This is a genomic window from Ruminococcus sp. RTP21484sp1_RTP21277st1_D2_RTP21277_210401 (genome assembly GCF_040924225.1).
In the GTDB taxonomy this organism is placed as follows: domain Bacteria; phylum Bacillota; class Clostridia; order Lachnospirales; family Lachnospiraceae; genus Blautia_A; species Blautia_A faecis.
The window spans coordinates 1-25,761 of sequence record NZ_JBCOMJ010000016.1 but is presented as its reverse complement, the minus strand read 5'-3'; the positions used below and the strand labels follow the sequence as shown (position 1 = coordinate 25,761).

Genomic DNA, 25,761 nt, shown 5'->3' with positions numbered 1-25,761 from the left:
AGAAAACTTTATTCATAGGAGGATAATATCATGGCATTAACAACATCTAAATCTATCAACTTATCAGGACAGTCCGTTATCAACGGAGTAACAGTGGAGACCTACACCGCATCTTGCAGTGAGGCTAACCCAAAAACTATGTATATTCAGCAGTCTACCACTAACCAGGAGTTACGGAAAGAGAACCGTACGCAGTGCCGTAAAGACCGTGACGAGTTCGAGGAGCTTGCATATGCTATGCAGGACGAGATGATAGCAAACAAAGGACAGGTTGACAGTACAGAAGAGTGATTGGAGAAGAAAATAAATATGAGAATTAGAGCGAGACCATACTAGGTCTTATTTTTTTACAAAATTGCGCCGGCGCAATGCTGGAGAAAGGACATATATGGAAGTAATTATTTCTTCTACAATATCGGCAGCAGTAACGCTGATAGTGTGTCTGATCAGCAATCATAGCCAGAATGAAAAGACGAGGGCGCTCATGGAATACAAGCTGGAAGAGCTTACAAAAAGAGTGGATAAGCACAACAACACCATAGAGAGAACTTATAATCTGGAACAGAGGATGGCTGTATCAGAAGAACAGATTCGGGTAGCAAATCATAGAATTGCAGATTTGGAACATGATCATAAGGAGGATTAACTGTATGAACATTAATGTAAATGAAATTATGAACTATGTAACCTATGCTCTGATCGCATTTGGCTTGATGGCCTTTGTGGTGTCTCTTATTGTGCAGGCAATAAAAGACCTACCGTGGTTCAAAAAATTACCAACCAGTGCAGTTGCTCTTATCACATCCTTTATTGTATGCACTGCTACAATGGTTGCTTTTTGCGAATATTTTAAAATTGTGATTGAATGGTACTATGTGTTTGCTGCAATTATTGCATCATTCGTGATTTATATGGTAGCAACTGGAGGCTGGGAAAGAGTAAAGACAATCTGGGATAAGACAAAGTACAAAAAATATGAGGGCGAGTGATCGCTCTCATTTTTGAAAGGAGAACTTTGACATGAAATATTTTATCTGTGTAGGTCACGCGAACTATGGCGGTGGCGTCATCTCATCTGCAGATGGTACTAGCAAGGGTGGTGTGAATGAATATAAATACAACAAAGAACTGGCGCCCTATGTGTGCAAATGGCTTAAGGTAGCAGGACATGAGGCAACCTTGTGTATTGCTCCGGAAGGTCAGCTGCATTCCCTGAATGATGAAATCAAGTATTTCATTGAAGAAGAGAATAAACAGAACTATGATCTGTCAGTCCAGCTTCATCTGAATGCCTTTAATGGAGAGGCATATGGCTGCGAAGCATACTGTTACAATGCAAATGGTCTTCCGGAAGCCCAGCGGATCAGTGCGAAGCTCGGCACTGTCTGGCATGACAGAGGAGCTGAAGAACGTCCCGGACTGTACTGGACCAGAAAGACCAAGGCAAAAGCTGTCCTGGTAGAATCTTTCTTCTGTGATAACAAGGACGATTATGCCAAAGCGAAAAAACTTGGTATGGATGCTCACGGAAAGCTGATCGCAGAGGGCATTCTGGGAAAAACGATCACAATTGCGCCGGCGCAACCGAAAGCAAAGTATTACATCCAGGCTGGAGCCTACGGAACAAAAGAAAATGCAGATGTGATGGTGAAAGTACTTAAGAAAAAGGGGTTTTCAGCAAGTATCCGCAAAGTAGCCGGCTCCGTCCCATACCGTGTCCAGGTCGGCACATACAGAACAAAGAAGGCTGCCAATAAGGTGGTAAAGAAACTGAAGGCAGTAGACTTCCAGGTATTGGTGAAGAGCCTGTAATGTCGAAATTCGTCGTACTATCTCGCACGATAGTGCGTGACAGATGGGAAAGAATCTGGTACATTAAATATATCCCTCAAATAAGAAAAAGTCCTTACAATCATGCAGCTGCCCGCAGAAGAGTGAGGGCTTTTCTTCTTATATAAAATGACATGGTTGAAGCTGTATAGAATAATACAAAAATGAATACGTAACATACTGGTAGCTAACAAAAATCGCGAAAACCCATTAAAATAAGGCACTACAGTTTCTGTTGAGGAAGCTGCTAAGGCTGGTAAGTTCTAATAATTGAATAAACTATAATTGCTATGTAGCAATGAAATTGGGCATTCTGTACAAAATACAGGGTGCTCATTTTTTATCCGCAAAGTCAACACGCAGACCCTGCCCACGTCCTGTTCACATAAGTAATTCCGTATGGGCAAAATGTGGGTGAAATTCTGAATGCATAATATATAATGTGGGTGCTAAAATTTGACTTCTACTCACAGAAATTTTCACAAACCCATCAAATCTCCCTCACAATTTCATCACAGATTCCAGGTATATTAATAATCAAACAAAGGCGATAACCTTTTTAATCGTATAGATCATATTTTCTTTTTCATACTTGCCAGGACTTTTTGATAAGTCCTGGCCCTCCTTTTTTTCTGGGGCAAAATCAGCCCGACAGATTCCATTGACGAAAACATAATTCTATGGTAAAACTTTACTATGCCAATACATTACAGGAGGTTGACCCGAAATGGCAAAAGAAGCAAAGACAAATGCAATGCGAATGCTGGACAGACAGAAGGTAAAGTATGAAACACTTGCTTATGAATGTGATGAATTTATTGATGGAATCCATTGTGCGGATATTACAGGAGCACCTTATGAGCAGTCCTTTAAAACGCTTGTGATGGAAGGGAAAAGCGGCGGATATTATGTATTTGTAGTTCCGATTGAGAAAGAAGTGGATCGTAAGGCAGCTGCCAAAGCAGTAGGAGAGAAGGCAGTTGATATGATCCATGTGAAAGATATTACGAAGATCACAGGCTATGTTCGCGGTGGCTGCAGCCCTATTGGAATGAAGAAACCTTTTCCCACGGTTTTTGATGCTTCGGCAGGAAATTTTCAGGAAATTTATGTAAGCGGGGGGAGAATCGGCCTGACCTTGAAAGTGCCGGTAGCGGATCTTCTGAAAGTGACAGGCGGCAAACTGGCTGCAATCACAGCAGAAGAGTAAGAAACATATATTTTACAGAAAACAAAGCGAAATATGCTAAAATATTTATAAAGAAAACACTGCATGCTGCTATATGTCAAATGCCTTTTTCAAACACACTCTGGCACAGTCGGCAGTGCGAATCAGAAACAAATGATAAAGTGTTCCTGATAAGGGTTCGGTAAGCAAAAGCCACCAGCAAATGTATAATATTAAGCTCGCCAGACGAGCAGCAAGGAGGATTTATGAGAGAAGGAAAGAAGTTTAAGAAACTATTGATCGGGGTCGCAGCGGCTGCTATGACCATGCTTTGTACCTTGCCGGTATCAGCGGCAACTAAATCGTTTAAACCGATCACAGTAAAAGCAGGCAGATGTATTCATTTATTGAATACCAATATTCAGTCAAATGCGATTACGAATTACAGTTACCGCATTCAGCCGCAGAGTTCCGGCACCAGATATGATATTGTATATGCATATGGCGGAGAAGCAGAAGCTTTGAAGGGCGCCAGAACAGATTCCGGCCAGATCATTAACAACACATACATTAAGAGCAGCACCTCTTCCAATCAGGGAATGATCGCCTGCCTTAAGGTTACATCAGGTTCTGTGAAGCTTAGCGTGAAAATTACCTCACCGAATGCTAAGAGCAAGCTTACAGCAGCATACCAGAGCTCCAGCCATAGTCCACTGAAGAACACAAGGACCATCAAGAAAGGTCAGTGGATCAAGATGACAAGAACCGGAAGCAATCTTTCTACTTTACCATTAATTGTTGCAGCTAAGAAGGGCGCTAACATTAATCGTAGATTGAATACAACCTCTTATGAAAATTACAGCTTCAAGTCCAAGTATGTGGCATTCAGACGCTACACCAATAAGAAGGGCGGCAAACTCTATAAGAGAAAATATCTGACTACCAATGGAAGAACCAAGTATCATTTTATGCTGATTCCACAGAGCTCTGCCGGAAGATCCTATACAGGTGTTCTGACCACGAAGAAAGGCAATGTGACGTATTACTATCCGTCTGATTATATTACGGTAAGCGGATATGCAGGAAACAGTAAATAAACCCTGAACTCTTTTTCAAATACGCTCTAGAAAAGTAAATAGCAATATCTACGAAAAGCTCCTCCTGTCAGTTGATTTGGCAGGAGGAGATTTTTAAGAATGTGTTTGGAAAATCTGTGTCGTACATCTTGCGGAAAGACTTTTCAAACGCGTTTTAATTATCCTGAGCGTCTTCCTCAGTAATCTCAAAGACATGGCGCTTTTTAGCCATCTCATCACTTGCAAGATATTCGTCATAAGTAGTGATCTTGTCAATCATAGTACCATTTGGAAGAATTTCCATGATGCGGTTTGCAGTTGTCTGAACAAACTGATGATCATGAGAGGTGAAAAGAATTACCCCCGGGAACTTGATCAGACCATTGTTCAATGCAGTGATGGACTCCATGTCCAGATGGTTGGTAGGCTCATCCAGAATCAGGATGTTGGCACCGGAAATCATCATTTTGGAAAGAAGGCAGCGAACCTTCTCACCACCGGAAAGTACGCGGACACGTTTCACACCATCCTCACCAGGGAAGAGCATACGTCCAAGGAAACCACGTACATAAGTGGCATCCTTAATCTCAGAATACTGTGTCAGCCAGTCTGTGATCGTAAGATCGTTATCGAATTCCTGAGTATTGTCTTTGGGAAAATAAGCCTGGGTGGTAGTGATTCCCCATTTGTAATTACCTTCATCCGGTTCCATTTCTCCAGTGATGATCTTGAAGAAAGTAGTGATCGCCTGCTCATTGGCACCAACGAAAGCAACCTTGTCCTCACGTCCAAGAGTGAAGGAAATGTTATCCAGAACCTTCACGCCATCAATTGTTTTGGAAAGATTTTCGACCATGAGAACTTCATTTCCAATTTCACGGTTCGGGCGGAAATCAATGTATGGATATTTACGGCTGGAAGGACGCATGTCATCCAGCTGGATTTTCTCAAGGGCTCTCTTACGGGAGGTTGCCTGCTTGGACTTGGAAGCGTTAGCACTGAATCGGGAAATAAATTCCTGGAGCTCTTTGATCTTCTCTTCTTTTTTCTTATTTGCTTCTTTCATCTGCTTGATCAGAAGCTGGCTGGATTCATACCAGAAATCATAGTTACCAGCGTACAGCTGAATTTTGCCATAATCAATATCAGCAGTCTGTGTACAAACCTTGTTCAGGAAGTAACGGTCATGGGATACCACGATAACAGTATTATCAAAATTGATCAGGAATTCTTCAAGCCACTCAATCGCGGGAAGATCCAGATGGTTGGTAGGCTCATCCAGCAGCAGAATGTCAGGATTTCCGAAAAGTGCCTGTGCAAGAAGAACCTTGACCTTCATGCTACCGGTCAGGTCAGCCATCTGTGCATAGTGGAATTCAGTGTCAATTCCAAGACCGTTCAGAAGAGTAGCAGCATCGGATTCTGCTTCCCATCCGTTCATCTCTGCGAATTCACCTTCAAGCTCGCTGGCACGGATTCCGTCTTCGTCGGTAAAATCCTCCTTGGCGTAAATGGCTTCCTTCTCTTTCATGATCTCATAGAGACGAAGGTTACCCATAATTACAGTGTCGAGAACTGTATAGGCATCATATTTGAAGTGATCCTGCTGTAAAAAAGAGAGACGCTGTCCTGGTGTGATCACAATGTCGCCCTTGGTAGGCTCCAGCTGACCGGAAAGAATCTTCAGAAATGTAGATTTTCCTGCACCGTTGGCGCCAATAAGTCCGTAGCAGTTTCCTTCTGTAAATTTGATATTAACATCTTCGAAAAGAGCTTTCTTTCCAACTCGCAAAGTAATATTGTTTGCTGAAATCATATTTTCCTCCTATATTAAAACGTTATCCTTATAAATACACATATAATGATAAGTATAGCCGATTTTCATTTTATCGTAAACTGGCAAATTTGCAACAATTATTTCTTGTTTAAAGGCTGTTTTACAGCAGAAACATGGAGAAAACTCACAAAATCCAAAAACCTTAGACTTTACAAAAAAAAAAGCCGCTGTTATAATGGCTGAATATAATGCCAGAATGAATAAAAGCACCGGAAGTTTTTTCTAAAAGGTGGTGTACGGTGCTGCTTCCCTGGCATTCAACTGGAGGAAAAATTATGCCGAAGAAACAGATATATCTTACCGGTTTTATGGGAACCGGTAAAAGTATGATCCTGAATTGCCTGCATGAGGTATGCGGTTTTGACAAAATTGAGATGGATGAGCAGATTGTTCAGGAACAGGGAATGAGCATTCCAGAAATTTTTGAAAAAAAAGGGGAAGAATATTTTCGGAATCTGGAGACCGAACTTGTAAAAAAAATTTCTGCCATGGATAATATCGTAGTATCGTGTGGCGGAGGAACTGTAATGCGTCAGTGCAATGTGGATGAGATGAAGAAGAATGGAACGATTGTTCTTTTGACAGCAGAACCAGAGACTGTTTACGAAAGAGTGAAAGGCAGCCACAACAGACCTCTTCTGGAAAAAAATATGAATCCGGAATACATAAAAGAATTGATGGAGGCAAGGCGTCCCAAGTATGAAGCTGCTGCAGACTTTGTTATAAAAACAGACAATCGGACAGCGGAAGAAATCTGCCTGGAAATAAATAAACGTCTAAAAACAGTCGATAACTAAAAATAGTGTGAAATTAATGTTAAAAAAATTAAAAAACTATTGAAATAGAAGTTGAAAATTGCTATAATTTGAACATACTGGGAGGGGAATAGAAGAAAAAGGACATAATATAAGAATCAGTATGATTTGTGTCCAGTAAGGAGAAGGTACAGACATGTTTATTACAAGAGAGTGCGATTACGCAGCAAGAGTTCTTCGGGCACTGTCAGGGGAAACTCGCCTTAGCGTTAATGAAATCTGCGAGAAGGAATCCATTACCGCTCCCTTTGCCTATAAGATACTAAAGAAACTTCAGAAAGCCGGTATTGTGAAAGGATATCGCGGAGTCCATGGTGGATATGCCATGAATAAATCACTTGGTGAACTGACTCTGTTTGACGTATATAAGGCTATTGACCCGGATTTGTTCATTATAGAATGTATGGCTTCAGGTTATGAGTGTCCAACAGATGGAAAAGGAGATCATCTTCCTTGCTACATGCACAGAGAACTCTGTGAGATTCAGCAGGGGGTGTGGGAAATGCTTAAGAGAAAATCCCTTCAGGAAGTTCTCATGCCGGAAATGTAATATGCTAAAAAGCTGGTCAGACTCCATAAAGGAGTATCTGGCTGGCTTTTTTTCTGCTTTCTGGTAATCTTTGTATGTGATAATGTACAAAAATCAAAATAGACATCATTGGAAGATTATGCTATAATGTCATATGGACTTTTAGACACATTGTGTCTAGAAATATTATTTTCATCATACCTTTAAGGAGGAAAAACAAACTATGGCAAGAAAGATGAAAACCATGGATGGTAACCATGCAGCCGCTCATGCATCATACGCTTTTTCTGATGTAGCTGCAATTTACCCGATCACCCCTTCATCTGTTATGGCTGAGGCTACAGACGAGTGGGCAACCCAGGGAAGAAAGAACATCTTTGGACAGGAAGTACAGGTAACAGAGATGCAGTCTGAGGCTGGTGCTGCTGGTGCAGTACACGGATCTCTTGCAGCTGGTGCCCTTACTACTACCTATACAGCATCCCAGGGTCTGTTACTGATGATCCCGAACCTTTACAAGATCGCTGGTGAGCAGCTTCCGGGTGTATTCAACGTATCCGCTCGTGCACTTGCTTCCCACGCACTTTCCATTTTCGGAGATCATTCCGATGTTATGGCCTGTCGTCAGACTGGTTGCGCAATGCTGTGTGAGTCTTCCGTACAGGAAGTTATGGACCTTACTCCGGTAGCACATCTTGCAGCAATCAAGGGAAAAGTTCCATTCATCAATTTCTTCGACGGATTCCGTACATCTCACGAGATCCAGAAGATTGAGACATGGGACTATGAAGACCTGAAAGATATGGCAGATATGGACGCTATTCAGGCATTCCGTGATCACGCACTGAATCCGAACCATCCATGTCAGAGAGGTTCCGCTCAGAACCCGGATATCTTCTTCCAGGCAAGAGAGGCATGTAACCCATACTACGATGCTCTTCCGGCAGTCGTACAGGAGTACATGGACAAAGTTAACGCTAAGATCGGTACTGATTACAAGCTGTTCAACTACTATGGAGCAGCAGACGCAGAGCACGTTATCGTAGCTATGGGTTCTGTAAATGATACGATTGAGGAGACAATCGACTACTTAATGGCAGCTGGCAGAAAAGTTGGTGTTGTTAAAGTTCGTCTTTACAGACCATTCTGCGCACAGGCTCTTATCGATGCTATTCCTGAGACAGTTAAACAGATCACAGTTCTTGACAGAACGAAAGAGCCAGGAGCTCAGGGCGAGCCTCTGTATCTTGATGTTGTTGCTGCACTTAAGAACAGCAAATTTGACGGCGTTAAGATCTTCACCGGACGTTACGGACTTGGTTCAAAGGACACAACACCGGCTCAGATCGTAGCTGTTTATGACAATACTGAGAAAGAGAAATTTACTCTTGGTATCGTTGATGATGTTACAAACCTTTCTCTTGAGACAGGCGCTCCGCTTGTAACTACTCCAGAGGGAACAACAAACTGTAAGTTCTGGGGACTTGGTGCTGATGGTACTGTAGGTGCTAACAAAAACTCCATCAAGATCATCGGTGACAATACAGATATGTACGCTCAGGCATACTTTGATTATGACTCCAAGAAGTCAGGTGGTGTTACAATGTCCCACCTTCGTTTTGGTAAGAAACCGATCAAATCTACCTACCTGATCCACAAAGCAAACTTTGTAGCATGCCACAATCCGTCCTATGTGAACAAATATAACATGGTACAGGAACTGGTTGACGGCGGTACATTCCTTCTGAACTGTGCATGGGATATGGAAGGTCTTGAGAAACATCTTCCAGGACAGGTTAAGGCATTCATCGCTAACCACGGTATCAAATTCTACACCATCGACGGTGTTAAGATCGGTATCGAGACTGGCATGGGACCAACACGTATCAATACAATCCTTCAGTCCGCATTCTTCAAACTTACCGGAATCATTCCGGAGGAGCAGGCTATCGAGCTTATGAAAGCTGCTGCGAAAGCAACATACGGACGTAAAGGTGATGACGTTGTTCAGAAGAACTGGGCAGCTATCGATGCTGGTGCTAAGCAGGTTGTTGAGATTCAGGTTCCAGAGAGCTGGAAAGATGCTGCAGACGAGGGTCTTCATATGACTCACGCTACAGAAGGACGTCAGGAAGTTGTTGATTTCGTTAACAACATCCAGGCTAAGGTTAATGCTCAGGAAGGTAATACACTGCCTGTATCTGCATTTAAAGATTATGTTGACGGTACTACACCATCCGGTGCTGCTGCATACGAGAAACGTGGTATCGCTGTAAATATCCCTGTATGGAATCCGGAGAACTGTATCCAGTGTAACAGATGTGCTTATGTCTGCCCGCACGCAGTTATCCGTCCGGTAGCTCTTACAGCTGAAGAGGCTGCAAATGCTCCAGAGGGAATCAAGACATTACCAATGACTGGTATGAAAGATGAGTATCAGTTCACAATGACTGTATCCGCTCTTGACTGTACAGGATGTGGTTCCTGTGCGAACGTCTGCCCAGGCAAGAAAGGTGCTAAGGCACTTGCTATGGAAAACCTTGAAGCAAACATGGGAGAGCAGAAATACTTCGATTACGGTGTAACTCTTCCGGTTAAAGAAGACGTTATCGCTAAATTCAAAGAGACAACTGTTAAGGGAAGCCAGTTCAAACAGCCGCTTCTTGAGTTCTCAGGAGCTTGTGCTGGATGTGGTGAGACACCTTACGCAAAACTGATCACCCAGCTGTTTGGTGACAGAATGTACATTGCAAACGCTACAGGATGCTCCTCTATCTGGGGTAACTCCTCACCTTCTACACCATATACCGTAAATGCTAAGGGACAGGGTCCTGCATGGGGCAACTCCTTATTTGAGGATAATGCTGAGTTCGGTTATGGTATGCTTCTTGCTCAGAAAGCTATCCGTGATGGCCTGAAAGCAAAAATTGAAGATGTTGTAGCTAACGGTGACAATGCAGACGTTAAAGCTGCTGGTCAGGAATGGCTGGATACTTTCGCATGCGGTGCTACCAACGGTGCAGCAACAGAGAAACTGGTTGCAGCTCTTGAGGCTTGCGGATGCGACAAGGCAAAAGACATTCTTACACAGAAAGACTTCCTTGCTAAGAAATCCCAGTGGATCTTCGGTGGTGACGGATGGGCTTACGATATCGGATTCGGTGGTGTTGACCATGTTCTCGCAAGCGGACGTGACATCAACGTTATGGTATTCGATACAGAGGTTTACTCCAACACAGGCGGACAGTCTTCCAAGTCTACACCTACAGGTGCGATCGCACAGTTCGCAGCTGGCGGTAAAGAGACCAAGAAGAAAGATATGGCTTCTATCGCAATGAGCTATGGTTATGTATATGTTGCTCAGATATCTATGGGAGCTGACTTCAACCAGGCTATCAAAGCAATTGCAGAGGCAGAGGCTTATCCGGGACCATCCCTTATCATTGCATACGCTCCATGTATCAACCATGGTATCAAGAAAGGTATGTCAAAAGCTCAGACAGAGGAAGAGCTTGCTGTTAAGTGTGGATACTGGCACAACTTCCGCTTCAATCCAGCTGCTGAGGGAAGCAAGTTCAGCCTTGATTCCAAAGCACCGGATATGACAGATTATCAGGAATTCCTGAACGGTGAGGTTCGTTACAACTCCTTACAGCGTCAGAATCCTGAGAAAGCTGCCAGACTGTTCGCTAAGAACCAGTCCGAGGCTAAGGCAAGATACGAGTATCTGCAGAAGCTGATCACTCTGTACGGAACAGAGGAATAAGAATTACCCGCGGCAAGTCCGCATTATAAATATATAATATAAACATGTAATGTTTATTATGTCGTAGCGTAAAGTGAGCCTGCGATACTGCCTGAAAAGGGTGGTATCACAGGCTTTTCTTGTGTGGATTAAATTCTGGGTGGCTACGGTGACTGACGTAGGCGCAGCAGATGAAAAATCAGACAAGTCAATATGGCGGTTGCTTAATATTCGATGTACCCGATCAGTTCAGTTACTGTCAGAAGTGCTAGTGCAAATAGGAAAGCATTCACGTATAATGAAAATAACAAAAAACACGATAATAACAAGAAGGGAGATGTTTTTATGAACAAAAAAATGAGACTGTGGGTGGCTGGAACAGTTGGAGTCTTAATGACAGGCCTGATGAGCGTGAATGCTTATGCACTTGAAGAAAAGGATGTTATTGGAACCTGGTATGTAAATGAGCTTTCCATGGGTGGAGACATTTTGTTTCATCCAGGAGTAATGGGAATGGAAGTGACCGTGGATATTAAAGAAGGCGGTCAGATGGAAACCATAACGTCCTACAGTGGGGAAGAACCAGAGGCAGATCAATCAGAGTGGAAAATAGAAAATGATAAATTGTTGATGACTTATAGCGATCAAACGGTAGAATGTGAGTATGCTGATGGCAAAATAACGATAACTGCAGATGGAACGACAATGATCCTAAGCCAGGAAAAGGAAGAGTATGAGCCATATGTACCAGGCAAACCGGTGGAAAACCCGACCATGGAGGATTTCAAAGGAGAATGGATCTGCACTTTGATGGATGCATTTGGAATGCAGATGCCTGTCAATTCTGAACTGACCGGATTTGAGATGATGTTGTCTATTCAGGAAGATAAGTCTGAGCTTATCGTAATTGAAAGCGGAGAAGAGGGCAGAGCTGAACTCCAGGGAGAAATGGATGGAAATATTCTGGTATTGAAAACTGCAGCGGGAGATGAGGCTGGAACTATGCTTTTCAGTTGTGATACTATGAGGCTCAGTTTATTAGATGATGGAAAACTGTGTTTTGAACCGGAGTCTGATGGCAGTGAAGAAGAAACTTCTGAAACAGATGGGGAGGACTTCTCCGTAAAGACATATTTTGACAAAATAGATGTTGTAGAATAGTGTAAAATACTGCCGCACCAGAATTGCATGATTCTGGTGCGGCAGAAAAGAAAGGAAAGCTATGGGATTATTTGATAAGAAAATCTGTGATATCTGCGGAGAAAAAATAGGTTTACTGGGGAATCGAAAATTAGATGACGGAAATCTATGTAAAAACTGTGCCCAAAAATTATCACCATGGTTTGAGGAACGGCGGCACAGTACGGTAGAGGATATAAAACGTCAATTGGAATATCGTGAAAATAACAAAAAGGCAGTAATGGATTTTGGCATAACCCGTCAGATCAGTACCAGAAATTATACTGTTTTCATTGATGATCATAAGAGAAATTTTACTGTTGCACGAAAACTGGATGTCAATGAAAATCCGGATATAGTTCCTTTATCCGCTATTGTACAGTGTAGAGTAGAGGTGGATCGACAACAGATTGAGAAAACCTATACAAAGGATGGAAAGACAGTAAGCTATCAGCCGCCAATATATGACTATGAGTTTGATTATACTATGCGCATTAAGGTTAACACTCCCTGGTTTGACGATATGGATTTTCGTCTGAATACTTTTTCCATAAGCAGTGAAAAGAGAGACGAATTGATGGAAGTGGAGCAGACTGGACATCAGATCATTGCGGCTTTGACACAAAATGATGCCGGAATACAGCCTGGAACGAGCATGAACACAGGGATGCAGCCTGGAATGAGCATGAACACAGGGATGCAGCCTGGAATGAACATGAACACGGGAATGCGTCCTGATAGCGGATCGTGGAGATGCCAGTGTGGTGCAGAGAATGTGGGAAGGTTCTGCGAATATTGTGGTCAGCCAAGACCGTTTTAAGTAATGAAAAACAGAGTGGACATGATTGTTCACTCTGTTCGTGATAATAGGGTTATTGTTCATTCTAAACCAGTGACCAATAATCGGAAAACTCTGAAAATTGACAATTTCTCTAAAAACTATATAATAAAACAGAGCTTTATAGTATACTTGTTATAAAAGTATACAATGAGAGAGGAATTTTCATGACATATAATAAAAAGAGGATGTTGTCGTATGGAGTAATTCTGATAAGCGTGCTTCTGGCTTATTTCTGCAGGCTGGTAAGACCGAAAAATACTTTTGCAAGAAATTTTGCAGACCAGTGCCGCAATTGTATTTACCTGGGGCTGTACTGTGCCTGGGTAATCTATCTGGAAAAGCATGTAGTATATAAAAAAATGCGCAGATGTCTGACTGCAATTGGTTGTCTGATGGTATTCTGGTTCTTTGTAAGAACAGTGAAATTTCATATTTTTCATGAACCTCTTGGAGAACATATATGTTGGTATCTGTATTATATTCCGATGATCTTGATCCCTGTTTTAGGTCTGTCAGCAGCATTGTTTTTTGTTGAAAAAGATGAAGAAAAAACGGTCAGACAAATCATAATTCTTTTGACTGTGGCGGCAGTATTGATCATAAGTGTTTTTACAAATGATTTGCATCAGCTGGTGTTTCGGTTTTCTAAACAGCCTCCATTTTCGGATAGGGATTATAGTTATGGTATTCTTTTTGCAGTGATTCAGGGGTGGATGCTGAGTTGTCTGACAGGAATGGAAATTATTCTGATCAGAAAAAGCAGGATTCCGGGAAAGAAACAGTTTTGGCTGCCAGTCATTCCAGGAATATTGCTTCTGGGATGGAATGTTGGAAATATATTTCATTTGTCTTTCATCCAAACCCTTGCAGGGGATATGACAGCAGTGTGTTGTCTTTTAATGGCAGCAATTTATCAGGGCTGTATAGTATGCGGATTGATACAGACAAACAATCGATATTTTGAATTATTTCAGACTTCAGGAGGGCTGGACGCAGAGATTACAGATGATTCTTTTCAGCGTTATTATCATTCCGGTGATTTTCCCAAGCTTTCTCCTGAAATGCGTACAATGATCATTCACAGATCATCTGTGCAGGAACAGGGAATCCGGATCAACCATATTCCCATAAGGGGAGGACATCTGTTTTGGTCAGAAGATATTTCAATATTGCTGGATCAATATCAGGATATTCGGGAACAGCAGGAAGAACTGACTGCTAGAAACAGACTGCTGCAGAAAACCTATGAGAAAGAAGCGGAGCGAAGAAAAACAGAAGAACAGAATCGGCTGTTAAACATGATACAGAATCAGACTGCCGGACAGCTGGAATTGCTGTCGCAGTTGATGGATGAACTGGAAAGGACGGAATCAAGGGAACGATATGATCTGCTTCTCGGTAAAATTGTAGTTATTGGTACATATTTGAAGCGGAGAAAAAATCTGGTATTGACACAATATACATCAGATGGAAATGTGCTTACTATGGAAGATCTCAGGCAAAGTCTTGCAGAATCCTGTGACAGTTTAAAATTATGCAGGATCCGGGCTGCTTATTATGTGGAAAATGGAGATATTCAGCTGAATGCAGAGGATATACTAAAATGCTATGATACCTTTGAATGGCTTGCAGAACGGCTATCTGATGTGATGCAGTCTATGTTTTACCGTGTGTCGCAGATTGATGATGATCTTCGGATTTCCGTTCACATTGCATCAGAGGCAGATCTGTGCGGCTTAATGTCAGAAAGACCGGACCTTAAAGTGCAGCAGGAAGATGAAAAAGAATGGTTTGTTGGGTGCAGCATATTCAGAAAGAGAGGCGGCAGATGAATAGTTTTGTAGAATGCAGCATAGCAATGCAGAATTTTCTGATGATTCTTCTGGAAATCTGCCTGATTTTGGAACTTATTCTCTTTCTGCTAAGAATCACCTGTTTTTCCGGGAAAAAGAAAGTGATAACGACAATAACTGTTTTTGCAGTTTCTTTTGCTCTTATGGTTTCTTTGATGAATGAGCATAGATATAGTATTGGAGAAAGTGCATATCAGCCAATGCTCCAGGATTATCCGGCCAGTATTTTAGCAGCAGGGATTGTTGCATTGACATTTTATCTTTGTTGGGCAATCTGGAAGGAGAGATACAAATATAATCATTCCTTGTCGTACTGGTCTGTGAATGAAGCTGTGGATGACGTTCCGTGTGGAGTATGCTTTTCGGATTCGCTTGGAAGGATTGTTTTGTGTAATACCAAGATGCAGGAATTGTGCAGAATGATGACGGGGGCTTATCTGCAGGATTATGATACATTGCGAAAAGCAATGGACAATGAAATTATATCAAAAGGACTTATCCGATTAAGCAGCGACAGTAACGTGTTTTATTTTCCAGATGATTCTGTCTGGATGTTTCAGGAATATCGTCTGCAGGAGCCGGATTGTGCAGGATATCTGCAGACAGTAGCAGTTAATGTATCAGAAATTTACTATAATAGTGAAAAGATCAGGGCAAACAATGAAAAGCTGGAAATCCTGAATCATAAGCTGGAGGAAATGTACGAAAAAATCGGTGATAAAATCAGAGAGCAGGAAACACTTGCTATGAAAATGCAAGTCCATGATAATTTTGGGCGAAGTCTTCTGTCAATACGCAGAATATTGGAGAGAAAAGAAAATCAGGACAAAATGGATAAACAATTGTCTGCATTGAAGCATCTGGTTTATATTCTTACCGGCTCTGCCGTAGAGAGTATGGAAAAGCTGTATGAGGATACGATTAAACATGCAGAGGAGCTTGGGATTTCGGTTCAGATCAGCGGAAACTTTCCTTTATATCCATCTTACAGAGTTCTGGCAGACAGAGCAATCCGTGAATGTGTGACAAACTGTGCCAGACATGCCCACGGCAATGTTGTTTTTGTGAAGATAGACAAATATGCAAATGAATACAACATCCGGATCACCAATGATGGAGATGCGCCTGAAAAAAATGCGGAAGAAGGCGGTGGTTTGTCTGCACTGAGAAAAGCAGCCGAATCAATGAACTGCACAATGCAAATTTTATTTGTCCCTGAGTTTTGTCTGATATTGAAGATGCCGCTGACAGAAAGGATGAGTTTGGATGGTACGTGTACTGATAGTAGAAGATCAGAAGATCATGCAGAAGTATTTTGAATATATTCTTATGCAGGATCCGGAATTTCGACATGTTCAGACAATTTCGGATGCCCGTGAAGCTGTAAAAATCTGTGATTATTCAGTAATAGATCTTGTAATCATGGATGTTCAGACATTTCATAATCACGATGGGCTGAGCGCCGGAAAAATGATCAGGGAAAAGTACCCATATACAAAGGTATTGGTTGTTACGTCTTTGATCGATCCCAAGGTGCTGGAAAGAGCAAAAAGCGGATGTGCGGACAGTCTCTGGTATAAAGATCACGGTGAAGAGGATATACGGAGTGTGATTTACAGAACCTTAAATGGTGAGCGTGTATTTCCGGATATAACGCCAAAGGTGGAACTTAACTGGATCACAAGCGGTGATATCAGTCCAAGACAACTGGAGATGCTGCGTTTGTATATTCATGGGATGTCCTATTCGGAGATTGCAAGGAAAATGGATTGTTCGACTTCCGGGGTAAGATGGAATTTTCAGGAAATGATTGACAAGGCAGGATATAGCTGCAAGGAAGATCTGATAGCAGCTGCGTTGGAAAGTAAATTGATTGTAACCACACTGAAATAGAAAGGCATAGGCATATTCTGACAGGAAGGAGCTAAAAGTATGAAAAAATTTTCTATTGCTGTATGTGTTTGCGCAGTACTGTTTTCTTTTAGTAACTACGGTGAATGTGTGAGAGAAGTATCTGCCCAAACTTCTGGGGCAGAAGAGAATCTGGCAATTTTGCAAGACATTATCAGAGAAAATGAATGCCAGGCTGGAATGGCATTTCTGGGCTACACTTATGAAAATGCAGATACATCAGAGATACTTGAATATACCAGGCAGGAAGAATTGGCTGCGGCTTATCCTTTTTTGCAGGATGGAACTGTTGTTGATGCAGGAGGTTATGAAATCTATGCTATTGTTCCAGGACTTGATTGTAAGATCAGTATTTATCCGACTCAGGTTACGGAAGAAGGGGAATATTTGGAAGATCTGAACAATCCATGGTATATGGGGCAGGAAAATGAAGTCATTATCCTGCGCTGCAATATGAGCGAGATTTTTTCCAATGTAATGGTTTCTGTGCAGAAGCAGAATATGAGTGTGCAATACCATCCTATGGTATCGCTAAAGGATGGACACCTTGCAGCGGAAGCCTACTGCTATGATTTTTCAATATATTATGATTGGGATGAGTATCAATCAGAGTATGATTATTCATTGGATATAAATATTGCCAGGGACTTGATTGCGCAAACAGACGAAGTTAGTTATTACCTTGGTCTTGGAATGTCCCTGTGGTATACCGGTACGGAGGAGTATATTGAGGGAAGAAACTGTCCGGTATTTGTTATAGGGACAGATCATGAGGAACATTTTACAAAAGAAAAATATTATGCGGCAGGAGATAATGTGGTTTATTATTACGATCCGTTAGGCGATGCGTGGCTTTTGCTGGGAGCTGGCTGACAGACGGATTTTGGTATATGCTGACAGAAGATTCATCAGGGCGTGCAGATTGCAGGAATGATTTTTTAAACAGGCTTTCGTATATAACGGAGATTGATTAATTGGGGAAAGAGGAAACAGACATGAATGATTTTTTAACAGAAAAGAATAAAAAAACAGGAGTGTTAGGAAAACTGAAATGGGTTCTTTGTGGCTTCTGTATACTTTTTACTCTGGGAGCTATTGGCGCAGCAGAGAAATATATTGGTGAAGGACGCTGGGGAATGGCAGCAACGGAGATTATACTGGGATTGTTATTTTTGTATCCCACCTTCCGGGAAATCCAGAAAGCATTGAAGAAGAAAAAAGCCAGAGAAATAGCCTGTTGGTTTGAATCTTATGCCCAGAGCACGCTCTCATTTGAGAAGTTTGAGACTGAGATGGGAAAAGATGCTGTAAGGAAATTGGAAAAAATGATTGCCAAAGGGTATATTCGAAATATTCAGATAGACAGAGAAGAAAATTATATATTGATTACTGCACCAAACAGACGTGTGAATGAGAAGATTTATATTACAGTTACCTGTCCCAGCTGCGGTGCAAAGAATCAGATAATAAAAGGCCGCCTGTGCAACTGTGAATATTGCGGACAGCGTCTCACTTCTTGACAGCAGATGCGAATTATTACACAAGGGGCTGCCTGTTTTCCGGCAGCCCCAATGTTAGATTGTCACTTGTTAAGTTGGTTGAACCGCTGTATACGGAACCGTACGGTGGCGTGATAGCACGGATTACGAATGCGGTCGGCAGCTGTGGGAGCGTCATAGGCGCGGAACAGCTGACTTTCATATGTGATGTCGCCGGTAGGCGACATGTTCGTTTAGCGGCAAAGAAGAATATTTAAAAGCTGTGAAATTGTCTGATTTAGTACAGGATGCCTGAGGTAAGGGGCAATCTGGTTCATAGGAGCCAGCACAAAGTCACGATTCTGCATATCCGGATGGGGGATGTGAAGATCTGCAGTATCAATGATTTCCTGATCATAAAAGAGAATATCCAGATCCAGAGTACGAGGACCCCAGTGAATAATACGTTCCCGGTTTGCCTCCTGTTCCAGCTGATGAAGACGTTCCAGCAATTCTTCCGGTGAAAGAAGGGTACGCATTTTCAAAACTCCATTCAGAAATTCATCCTGATCGGTAACACCATAAGGTTCTGTTACAAGATAATCAGAAACGGCCTCTATCCGGCATCCTTTTGTTTTTTTCAAACCACGTATCCCATTGTCGATGAACAGCTTTTTATCTCCCATATTAGAGCCAAAAGCAATGTATGCAGTATGCCATTTTCTTGTGATTTCCACAGATACGGTTTTCAGTGGAAGACCAACAGGAGCCCAGGGCTTTTCAATTTTCAGTGTGATCTGTTCCAGATCGGAAAGAGAGTCGAGCAGCATCTCTGCAAGATTTTCTGCAAGTGCTTCCAGAAGCTTAAAAGTATGTTTTCTGGTGAAATCTGTAATCATGTGGCTGACTTCTCCGTAATTGATAGAAGCAGACAGATCATCCGTTAACCCGGCCTGACGTGTGTGGGTAAAGAGGGTGGCAGAAATAACAAATTTTTGTCCAAGTACATTTTCTTCCGGATAGACACCATGGTTGGCAAAAATTTCCAGTTCTTTAATTTCTATTTTATCAAATCTGGTTTTATCCATAACAGTTGTTCCTTTCTGTTGGCTATTTACAATTTTGAGGAATTTGAACGCAGTCGCTTCGCGACTGCGTTCATGAGCAAGTAGCGAAGCGGATTGCGAATGTCCTCTTTACTCTCAATTACAACCCAAAATTGCTTCTGTCATCTGGATTACGCGTCTGTTTTCCTTGACATCATGAACACGCACAAAAGAACAGCCCTTCATCACACCAATTACACTGGTAGCCAGTGTTCCCTCTACACGCTGGTCTACAGGCAGATCAAGTGCCAGTCCGATCATCGACTTGCGTGAGGTGCCAAGAAGAACCGGAAAGCCCAGATTCTTAAAAAGCTCCAGATGATTCATAGTTTCCAGATTCATCTCAAATGTTTTTCCAAATCCAACCCCTGGATCGAGAATGATTTTCTCATCTTTGATTCCTGCTTTTCTTGCAAGATTGACACATTCCTGTGTCTCAGAAAGCATATCAATGAGAAAATTGTTATATTCTGTATTGGACTTATTGTGCATGAGACAGCATGCAACATCATATTTGGCAATTACAGCTCCCATTTCAGAATCATATTTTAATCCCCAGATATCGTTGACCAGATCTGCACCGGCCTGAATCGCACTTTCTGCCACGCTGCTTTTGAAGGTATCTACAGAAATGGGAATGTCAAAACGTTTTCTGACCGCTTCGATAACGGGCAAAACTCTCTGAGCTTCTTCCTCTGCACTGACCGGCGTGTGTCCGGGACGCGTAGATTCCCCGCCAATATCGATAATATCCGCACCATCCGCGATCATGGCTTCTGTATGCCGCAAAGCTTCATCTAAATGATTCCATTTCCCGCCATCGGAAAAAGAATCAGGAGTAATATTTAAAATTCCCATTATATAAGTGTGATTTTGTGTATCAAAAAAACGATTTCCAATTTTCATAAATAGAAACCATCCTTTCTGTTAGATTTTTTAGAAGGCTTAATATTCAATTGTCAGATTTTTTTTCTCAGAAGGCCAGTAACATTCTGAAGCTGCTGAACATGAAAAACAATTTCTGGACTTTTTATCAGCCTTATATAGCAGCATAGCCAACACATTATCAGATCCATCCGTCCTGTGCTGACTGATCGCAGATAATATTTCCTCTTTTTCCTGCTCTGTAAAATGCAGATCTGCCAGAATCTTTCCGGCTATTTCAGCTCCTGCAATGTCATGAGAAATACCCGACAGATATTGCTGCGCACGGCCAATGTCATGAAGAAGAGCAGTGGCATAAATGATTTCCCTGGACAGATTAAGCTTGTTTTCCAGAGAATAAATATACATCAGCCTGGCAACATCCAGAAAGTGTTCCGGCGTATGTCTGCAGAAAATACGATCTTTTTCAAGCTCCTGTATTTTCTTACAGTGCTTTTGATAAAGGGGATGCCGCCAGATTAAAGAAATACGGTTTGTTTCAGAAAAAGAACTGCTCATTTTCCGACCATGGAAAGGAACATTTTCTGCAGCTCCTTATCTTCTTTGAAGGCTCCGCGGGTTACAGTCGTAATTGTTTTGCTTCCTGGCTTTTTAACGCCTCGCATGGTCATGCAGGTGTGTTCTGCTTCCAGCATAACCATAATTCCCTTCGGAGAGAGGGCACGCTCCAGAGCGTCCGCAATCTGTACTGTGAGGCGTTCCTGGATCTGCGGTCTTCTGGCATAAACCTCTACCGTACGTGCCAGCTTGCTTAATCCTGTGACTTTTCCATCGGGAATATAAGCCAGGTGCGCCTTACCATAAAAAGGCATCAGATGATGCTCGCACATAGAGTAAAAAGTAATATCTTTTTCCAATACGATCTCATTATTTTCTACTGGAAACTGCTTCAGTAAATGGGGATCTGCTTCCTGATCGAGACCACCGTAAATTTCCTCGCACATACGTGCAATTCTGTCGGGAGTATCAATCAGTCCCTCCCGGGTAATATCCTCACCGATTCCTTCCAGAAGCAGGCGGATGGCCTGTTCTACTTTTTGTTTGTCAACCATTAAAAATAACCTCCTTTGTATTTGATTGCGGAGACTATCCTTTTTTGATAAAACCGGGGAAGGATTTTCGAATTCGAATATCTGCCTGCTTAATACGCAAAAAAGGATATCTCCAATTGTGATAGAATGTATGTCGAAAACATTCCCTTGAGCCTGTTAAAAAACGTTTCCACAAATCGCAACGTGCGTCTTGTAGAAAATCCCTTTCAGGCAGGCTCTGACACAATATGAGATATCCCTCTTATAGTGCTTGCAACGGGTGCGGATAATATACCGTAAGACGTGCTTTTCGTTTCAGTGACAACTCCCCATTCACCGAACACTTGACGCATAAAATCCTATTTTGCATATCATTCATTTCGAAAGTTAGTATATCACGTCTTTTGGGAATAGAAAAGTGTTTTTTCTTAAACAGGTTGCGAAAGGGTAACGTGGATATTATAATAGGAATAGACAAAATTCACTGGAAGGAGTCAGTTTTATGACAGTTAAAGAACGAATCACCGCACTTCGGGAAGTAATGGCAGAGAAGAAAATAGATGCCTATCTTGTTCCCACAGATGATTTTCATGCATCTGAATATGTAGGAGAATACTTTAAGTGCAGAAAATATATTACAGGTTTTACCGGATCTGCCGGCAGAGCAGTCATCATGCAGGATATGGCTGGATTGTGGACAGATGGAAGATATTTCATCCAGGCGGCCGCACAGCTGGAGGGAACGGGTGTAGAGCTTTTTAAAATGGGAGAACCAGATGTTCCCACTGTGCACCAGTTTCTGGAAGAAAAATTAGGCGAGGGAATGTGCCTTGGTTTTGACGGAAGAACCGTCAGCGCCGAAGAAGCAGATGAACTGACCGAACTTCTTGCAAAAAAAGGAGCCACTCTTCAGACGGATTCTGATCTGGTAGGAGAAATCTGGGAAGATCGTCCGGCACTTTCCTGTAAACCGGTTATGGAACTGGATGTAAAATGGGCAGGCGAATCCCGTGCTGACAAATGTGCAAGAATCCGTAAATCAATGGAAGAGAAAGGTGCAGATGGATTTGTACTGACTTCTCTGGATGACATTGCATGGCTGCTGAATATTCGTGGCGGCGATGTACATTGCTGTCCGGTTGTTCTCTCTTATCTGATAATGACAAAAACAGAAATCAGGCTGTTTGCAAATGAAAAAGCATTTTCGGCTTCAATTCTGGACGCATTATCTAAGGATGGCGTAACCATTCTGCCCTATGACAGCATTTATGAATATGTAAAAACATTTGAGAAAGACATGACAGTTCTTCTTTGTAAAAAGAAAGCCAACTGTCGTCTGGTAAACAGTATTCCGAAGGAAGTAACGATTCTGGATGAAGCCAACCTGACTTTTCTTCCAAAATCAATTAAAAATCCAGTAGAAGTAGAAAATGAACGTATCGCTCATATCAAAGACGGAGTTGCGCTTACCAAATTCATCTGCTGGCTAAAGAAAAATGTTGGCAGAATTACAATGACAGAGTTAAGCGCAGGAGAGAAGCTGTACAGCTTCCGTGCCCAGCAGGAGAACTTTATCGACAACAGCTTTGACCCCATTATTTCTTATGGCATTCATGCTGCAATCAACCATTATTCTGCAACACCAGAGACAGATATTGCCATTGAGCCTGGCAATTTCCTTCTGGCAGACACAGGCGGACACTATTACGAAGGTACTACAGATACCACCCGCACAATTGTTATGGGCTCTGTGAATGACGAGCAGAAGAAATATTTTACCGCTGTTTTACGTGGCATGCTGAACCTTGGAAATGCCAAATTCCGTTATGGCTGTACTGGTGTAAATCTGGATTATCTGGCGCGTGGTCCGTTATGGGAAATGGGACAGGATTTTAATCATGGAACAGGACATGGAGTTGGTTATCTTCTGAATGTTCATGAAGGACCAAACAGCTTCCGCTGGAGAATTATTCAGGGAGATAATGCAGTACTGGAAGAGGGTATGATCACATCAGATGAGCCTGGATACTATGTGGAAAACCAATATGGAATCCGCCACGAAAACCTGCTTGTATGCAAAAAAGCAGAGAAAACCTCATTTGGCCAGTTTATGTGCTTTGAACATCTGACTATGGTACCGTTTGATCTGGATGCTGTTGTTCCCGAGCTGATGACTGTGCAGGAACGGGCACTTCTTAATAATTATCATGCACAGGTATATAAAAAGATTTCTCCATATCTGGAAGAAGAGGAAAAAGAATGGCTGAAAGAAGCTACACGCGAAATCTGATTTAAAACAGTAAACAGGGGCATGTATAAAACTGATATGCATCGCCCCTGTTTTATATTTCACAGAAAAAAGCAGCGCCTGCGGGAAGGAGAATAAATGACAATAACTACTTTATGCTATATCGAAAACGATGACAAATATCTGATGCTTCACAGAGTAAAAAAGCAAAATGACATAAATAAAGGCAAATGGATTGGTGTAGGTGGACATACAGAAGATCAGGAATCCCCTGAAGAATGTCTTCTGCGTGAAGTAAAAGAAGAAACAGGACTCACACTTATTTCCTACAAATTTCGTGGCCTGGTAACCTTTATAAACAGCGAATGTGAATCTGAGCTTATGTGTGTATTTACAGCCGATGGATATACCGGGGAACTGATTGAATGCAATGAAGGCGAACTATGCTGGGTTGATAAGAAAATAGTGCCAGAGCTTCCTACATGGGAAGGTGATAAAGTTTTTCTGAACCTGCTTCTTTCAGAGGAAAAACGTTTTTTCTCTGTTAAACTACAATATGAGGGAGAAATGCTTGTAAATACGGAAATTCGCTTATACTAAATGAAAATTAATATAACAGAAAGAAGAAACAAATATGTTAAAATAAAACAGAAACTTGCAGAAAACCTTTGCAAAAAGGACTTCATCGACCGTACAAGGAGGTTATACATGAATAAAATAAAACTTTTTGCTGGAGCACTGACGTTCATGACAACCATGGCTCCTCCAATCCATGTATATGCTGCCACAGCCAGTCACGCAGAATTAAATGCAGCTGAAAAGAACATTGATCTTGATAAATCAGTTAATCTGCAGAATTCTATTAACCTTACAGATGAAATAGCCAAAGAAAATCAGGATTCCAATATAATGTTCAGCCCCACAAGCCTTAACTTTGCTCTTGGTATGCTTGCAGAGGGTGCCAAGGGCGAAACGAAAAACGCATTAAATGAATATTTAGGAACCGATGATTTTGCAGCATATGCCAGAAAGTATATGAATGTAATTAAAAGCTATAATACAGAAGACGAAAATTATGGTTATACATCGAAATTAAAAATTGCAGATGCTTTATGGGTAAATCGGGGACTGACTCTGCAGGAACAATTTCAAAAAAATGCAGAAGATAATTTTGAAGCAAAGGCTGAAATTCTTGATTTTTCTGATAAAGAAAACACATGCAACACTATTAATGCATGGTGCAATGAAAATACAGATGGGCTGATTCCGGAAATTATGAAACCTGACATGCTTAATGAAAACAGTGAATTGTGTCTCACCAATTCATTGTATTTTGAATCCGGATGGTCCCAGGATCCATGGGATGTTTCTGACGAAAAAGAAAAATTCGGCGATAACGAAGAAACAAAGTACATGACAAGCATCGGTGATAATTACTATGAAAATGATGCGGCAACAGCATTTGAAAAATATTATGCAAATAATCTGAGCTTCATTGGAATTTTGCCGAAAGCAGAAGGAGATTTTACTCTTGATGAGCTGGATATTGAAGGACTTCTGAAATCAGAACCGGAATACGATGAAGTTAACTGTAAAATGCCTAAGTTGAATTTTGAAACAACCGCTGAGTTAAGTGATATCCTCAGCAGAATAGGACTTGAGAATGTTTTTTCAGACGATGCTGATTTTTCAGGCATTGCAGATAAAGCGGTTCATGTCAGTTCTGTTTTACAGAAAACAAAGCTGGAACTAGACGAAAATGGAACTAAGGCTGCCGCTGTGACTGCAGTGACAATGGAATGCATGTCTGCAATGGATACGGATCCGATTATAAAAGATGTTGAGCTGACACGGCCATTTGCATTTCTGATCTACGACAGTGCAAATGAGGAAGTGCTGTTTATGGGAAAAGTTCTAACGTTACAGTGACAGAAATTCTTTCATTATGAAAACAATTTAATTAAAAAATGAAAGAAAATATATTTGATGTATATTATGGCGTACTTGTTATGATAGGACTTTTCAGATTGAGTTTTTTATTGGGCTGCAATATGGAGATTGTTGCGAAAAAATCTAAAAGATTTTTGTAAGATTTTGTAAAAAGTGCTTGACGATTCCTTGCGGCAGTGGTATAGTAAACAAGCTGTCGCAAGGAATTGCTTCTGAAAT

Annotated in this window: 24 protein-coding genes and 1 riboswitch; of the genes, 19 read left to right on the top strand and 5 right to left on the bottom strand. The window is 41.6% G+C overall.

The features are described 5' to 3' along the window. Positions 1-30: 30 nt before the first annotated feature. From AB5706_RS11740 to AB5706_RS11715, 6 genes are all read left to right on the top strand, one after another. Entirely contained in the window at positions 31-291 is a 261-nt protein-coding gene (locus tag AB5706_RS11740; RefSeq protein WP_173719457.1) for a hypothetical protein, read from the top strand. A gap of 97 nt (positions 292-388) precedes the next feature. Beyond that, entirely contained in the window at positions 389-646 is a 258-nt protein-coding gene (locus AB5706_RS11735) for a hypothetical protein (protein WP_173719456.1), read from the top strand. A gap of 4 nt (positions 647-650) precedes the next feature. Then, complete coding sequence (locus AB5706_RS11730; RefSeq protein ID WP_202030786.1) at positions 651-989, top strand: ribonuclease; 339 nt, start codon at positions 651-653, stop codon at positions 987-989. A 31-nt stretch (positions 990-1,020) separates the two neighbouring features. Beyond that, complete coding sequence (locus AB5706_RS11725) at positions 1,021-1,812, top strand: N-acetylmuramoyl-L-alanine amidase (RefSeq protein ID WP_173719455.1); 792 nt, start codon at positions 1,021-1,023, stop codon at positions 1,810-1,812. A 745-nt stretch (positions 1,813-2,557) separates the two neighbouring features. Beyond that, positions 2,558-3,040 carry a Cys-tRNA(Pro) deacylase gene (ybaK, locus tag AB5706_RS11720; protein WP_118581456.1) on the top strand — a complete coding sequence of 161 codons (483 nt, stop codon included), beginning with the start codon at positions 2,558-2,560 and terminating at the stop codon, positions 3,038-3,040. Between the two features lie 224 nt (positions 3,041-3,264). Further along, a complete protein-coding gene (locus AB5706_RS11715) occupies positions 3,265-4,095 on the top strand; it encodes a hypothetical protein (protein WP_148462238.1) in 831 nt (276 codons plus the stop codon). Positions 4,096-4,249: 154 nt separating this feature from the next. Here AB5706_RS11715 and AB5706_RS11710 read toward each other — a convergent pair whose 3' ends face one another. Next, a complete protein-coding gene (locus AB5706_RS11710) occupies positions 4,250-5,890 on the bottom strand; it encodes an ABC-F family ATP-binding cassette domain-containing protein (RefSeq protein WP_118581462.1) in 1,641 nt (546 codons plus the stop codon). A gap of 296 nt (positions 5,891-6,186) precedes the next feature. Here AB5706_RS11710 and AB5706_RS11705 point away from each other — a divergent pair, with 296 nt between their 5' ends. The 10 genes from AB5706_RS11705 (at position 6,187) to AB5706_RS11660 (ending at position 18,304) form a co-directional block, all read left to right on the top strand. Beyond that, positions 6,187-6,708 carry a shikimate kinase gene (locus tag AB5706_RS11705; RefSeq protein WP_148462237.1) on the top strand — a complete coding sequence of 174 codons (522 nt, stop codon included), beginning with the start codon at positions 6,187-6,189 and terminating at the stop codon, positions 6,706-6,708. 154 nt (positions 6,709-6,862) lie between these two features. Beyond that, a complete protein-coding gene (locus AB5706_RS11700; RefSeq protein ID WP_118581465.1) occupies positions 6,863-7,276 on the top strand; it encodes an RrF2 family transcriptional regulator in 414 nt (137 codons plus the stop codon). Between the two features lie 202 nt (positions 7,277-7,478). Beyond that, positions 7,479-11,021, top strand: a complete 3,543-nt coding sequence (gene nifJ / locus AB5706_RS11695) for a pyruvate:ferredoxin (flavodoxin) oxidoreductase (protein ID WP_148462236.1) — start codon at positions 7,479-7,481, stop codon at positions 11,019-11,021. Between the two features lie 324 nt (positions 11,022-11,345). Further along, the gene (locus AB5706_RS11690) at positions 11,346-12,161 is read left to right on the top strand and encodes a hypothetical protein (protein WP_118581471.1); all 816 of its coding nucleotides are present in this window, start codon (positions 11,346-11,348) and stop codon (positions 12,159-12,161) included. 61 nt (positions 12,162-12,222) lie between these two features. Beyond that, positions 12,223-12,999, top strand: a complete 777-nt coding sequence (locus tag AB5706_RS11685; protein WP_368366101.1) for a DUF4428 domain-containing protein — start codon at positions 12,223-12,225, stop codon at positions 12,997-12,999. 185 nt (positions 13,000-13,184) lie between these two features. Next, positions 13,185-14,852, top strand: a complete 1,668-nt coding sequence (locus tag AB5706_RS11680; RefSeq protein WP_195700144.1) for a histidine kinase N-terminal 7TM domain-containing protein — start codon at positions 13,185-13,187, stop codon at positions 14,850-14,852. Continuing rightward, positions 14,849-16,192 (top strand): sensor histidine kinase, encoded by a 1,344-nt coding sequence (locus AB5706_RS11675; protein WP_270432310.1) that lies wholly within the window; start codon positions 14,849-14,851, stop codon positions 16,190-16,192. Before AB5706_RS11680 ends, AB5706_RS11675 begins: the two co-directional genes overlap by 4 nt. After that, on the top strand, positions 16,140-16,766 hold the full coding sequence (locus AB5706_RS11670) for a response regulator transcription factor (RefSeq protein WP_173716186.1): 627 nt from the start codon (positions 16,140-16,142) through the stop codon (positions 16,764-16,766). The genes AB5706_RS11675 and AB5706_RS11670 overlap by 53 nt, the downstream gene beginning before the upstream one ends. 39 nt (positions 16,767-16,805) lie before the next feature. Beyond that, positions 16,806-17,657: a hypothetical protein gene (locus tag AB5706_RS11665; RefSeq protein ID WP_118581483.1), complete on the top strand. Its 852-nt coding sequence runs from the start codon at positions 16,806-16,808 to the stop codon at positions 17,655-17,657. 122 nt (positions 17,658-17,779) lie between these two features. Then, entirely contained in the window at positions 17,780-18,304 is a 525-nt protein-coding gene (locus AB5706_RS11660) for a hypothetical protein (protein WP_173719453.1), read from the top strand. Between the two features lie 212 nt (positions 18,305-18,516). Here the strand turns inward: AB5706_RS11660 and folK are convergent, their stop codons facing one another. From folK to folE, 4 genes are all read right to left on the bottom strand, one after another. Next, positions 18,517-19,350 (bottom strand): 2-amino-4-hydroxy-6-hydroxymethyldihydropteridine diphosphokinase, encoded by an 834-nt coding sequence (folK, locus tag AB5706_RS11655; protein WP_294425739.1) that lies wholly within the window; start codon positions 19,348-19,350, stop codon positions 18,517-18,519. A 114-nt stretch (positions 19,351-19,464) separates the two neighbouring features. Continuing rightward, positions 19,465-20,274, bottom strand: a complete 810-nt coding sequence (gene folP / locus AB5706_RS11650; RefSeq protein WP_148462230.1) for a dihydropteroate synthase — start codon at positions 20,272-20,274, stop codon at positions 19,465-19,467. A 39-nt stretch (positions 20,275-20,313) separates the two neighbouring features. Next, entirely contained in the window at positions 20,314-20,811 is a 498-nt protein-coding gene (locus tag AB5706_RS11645) for an HD domain-containing protein (protein WP_195700139.1), read from the bottom strand. Further along, a complete protein-coding gene (gene folE, locus AB5706_RS11640) occupies positions 20,808-21,365 on the bottom strand; it encodes a GTP cyclohydrolase I FolE (protein WP_187565518.1) in 558 nt (185 codons plus the stop codon). The genes AB5706_RS11645 and folE overlap by 4 nt, the downstream gene beginning before the upstream one ends. A 251-nt stretch (positions 21,366-21,616) precedes the next feature. Continuing rightward, positions 21,617-21,713: riboswitch (THF riboswitch) on the bottom strand. A 133-nt stretch (positions 21,714-21,846) separates the two neighbouring features. Between folE and AB5706_RS11635 the strand changes: the two genes are divergently transcribed. The 3 genes from AB5706_RS11635 to AB5706_RS11625 all read left to right on the top strand — a co-directional run bounded on the left by AB5706_RS11635 (position 21,847) and on the right by AB5706_RS11625 (position 25,521). Further along, positions 21,847-23,634 carry an aminopeptidase P family protein gene (locus AB5706_RS11635; protein WP_368366100.1) on the top strand — a complete coding sequence of 596 codons (1,788 nt, stop codon included), beginning with the start codon at positions 21,847-21,849 and terminating at the stop codon, positions 23,632-23,634. A gap of 96 nt (positions 23,635-23,730) precedes the next feature. Next, complete coding sequence (locus tag AB5706_RS11630) at positions 23,731-24,192, top strand: NUDIX domain-containing protein (RefSeq protein ID WP_368366099.1); 462 nt, start codon at positions 23,731-23,733, stop codon at positions 24,190-24,192. Positions 24,193-24,300: 108 nt separating this feature from the next. Next, positions 24,301-25,521 (top strand): serpin family protein, encoded by a 1,221-nt coding sequence (locus AB5706_RS11625; protein WP_368366098.1) that lies wholly within the window; start codon positions 24,301-24,303, stop codon positions 25,519-25,521. Positions 25,522-25,761 lie beyond the last annotated feature (240 nt).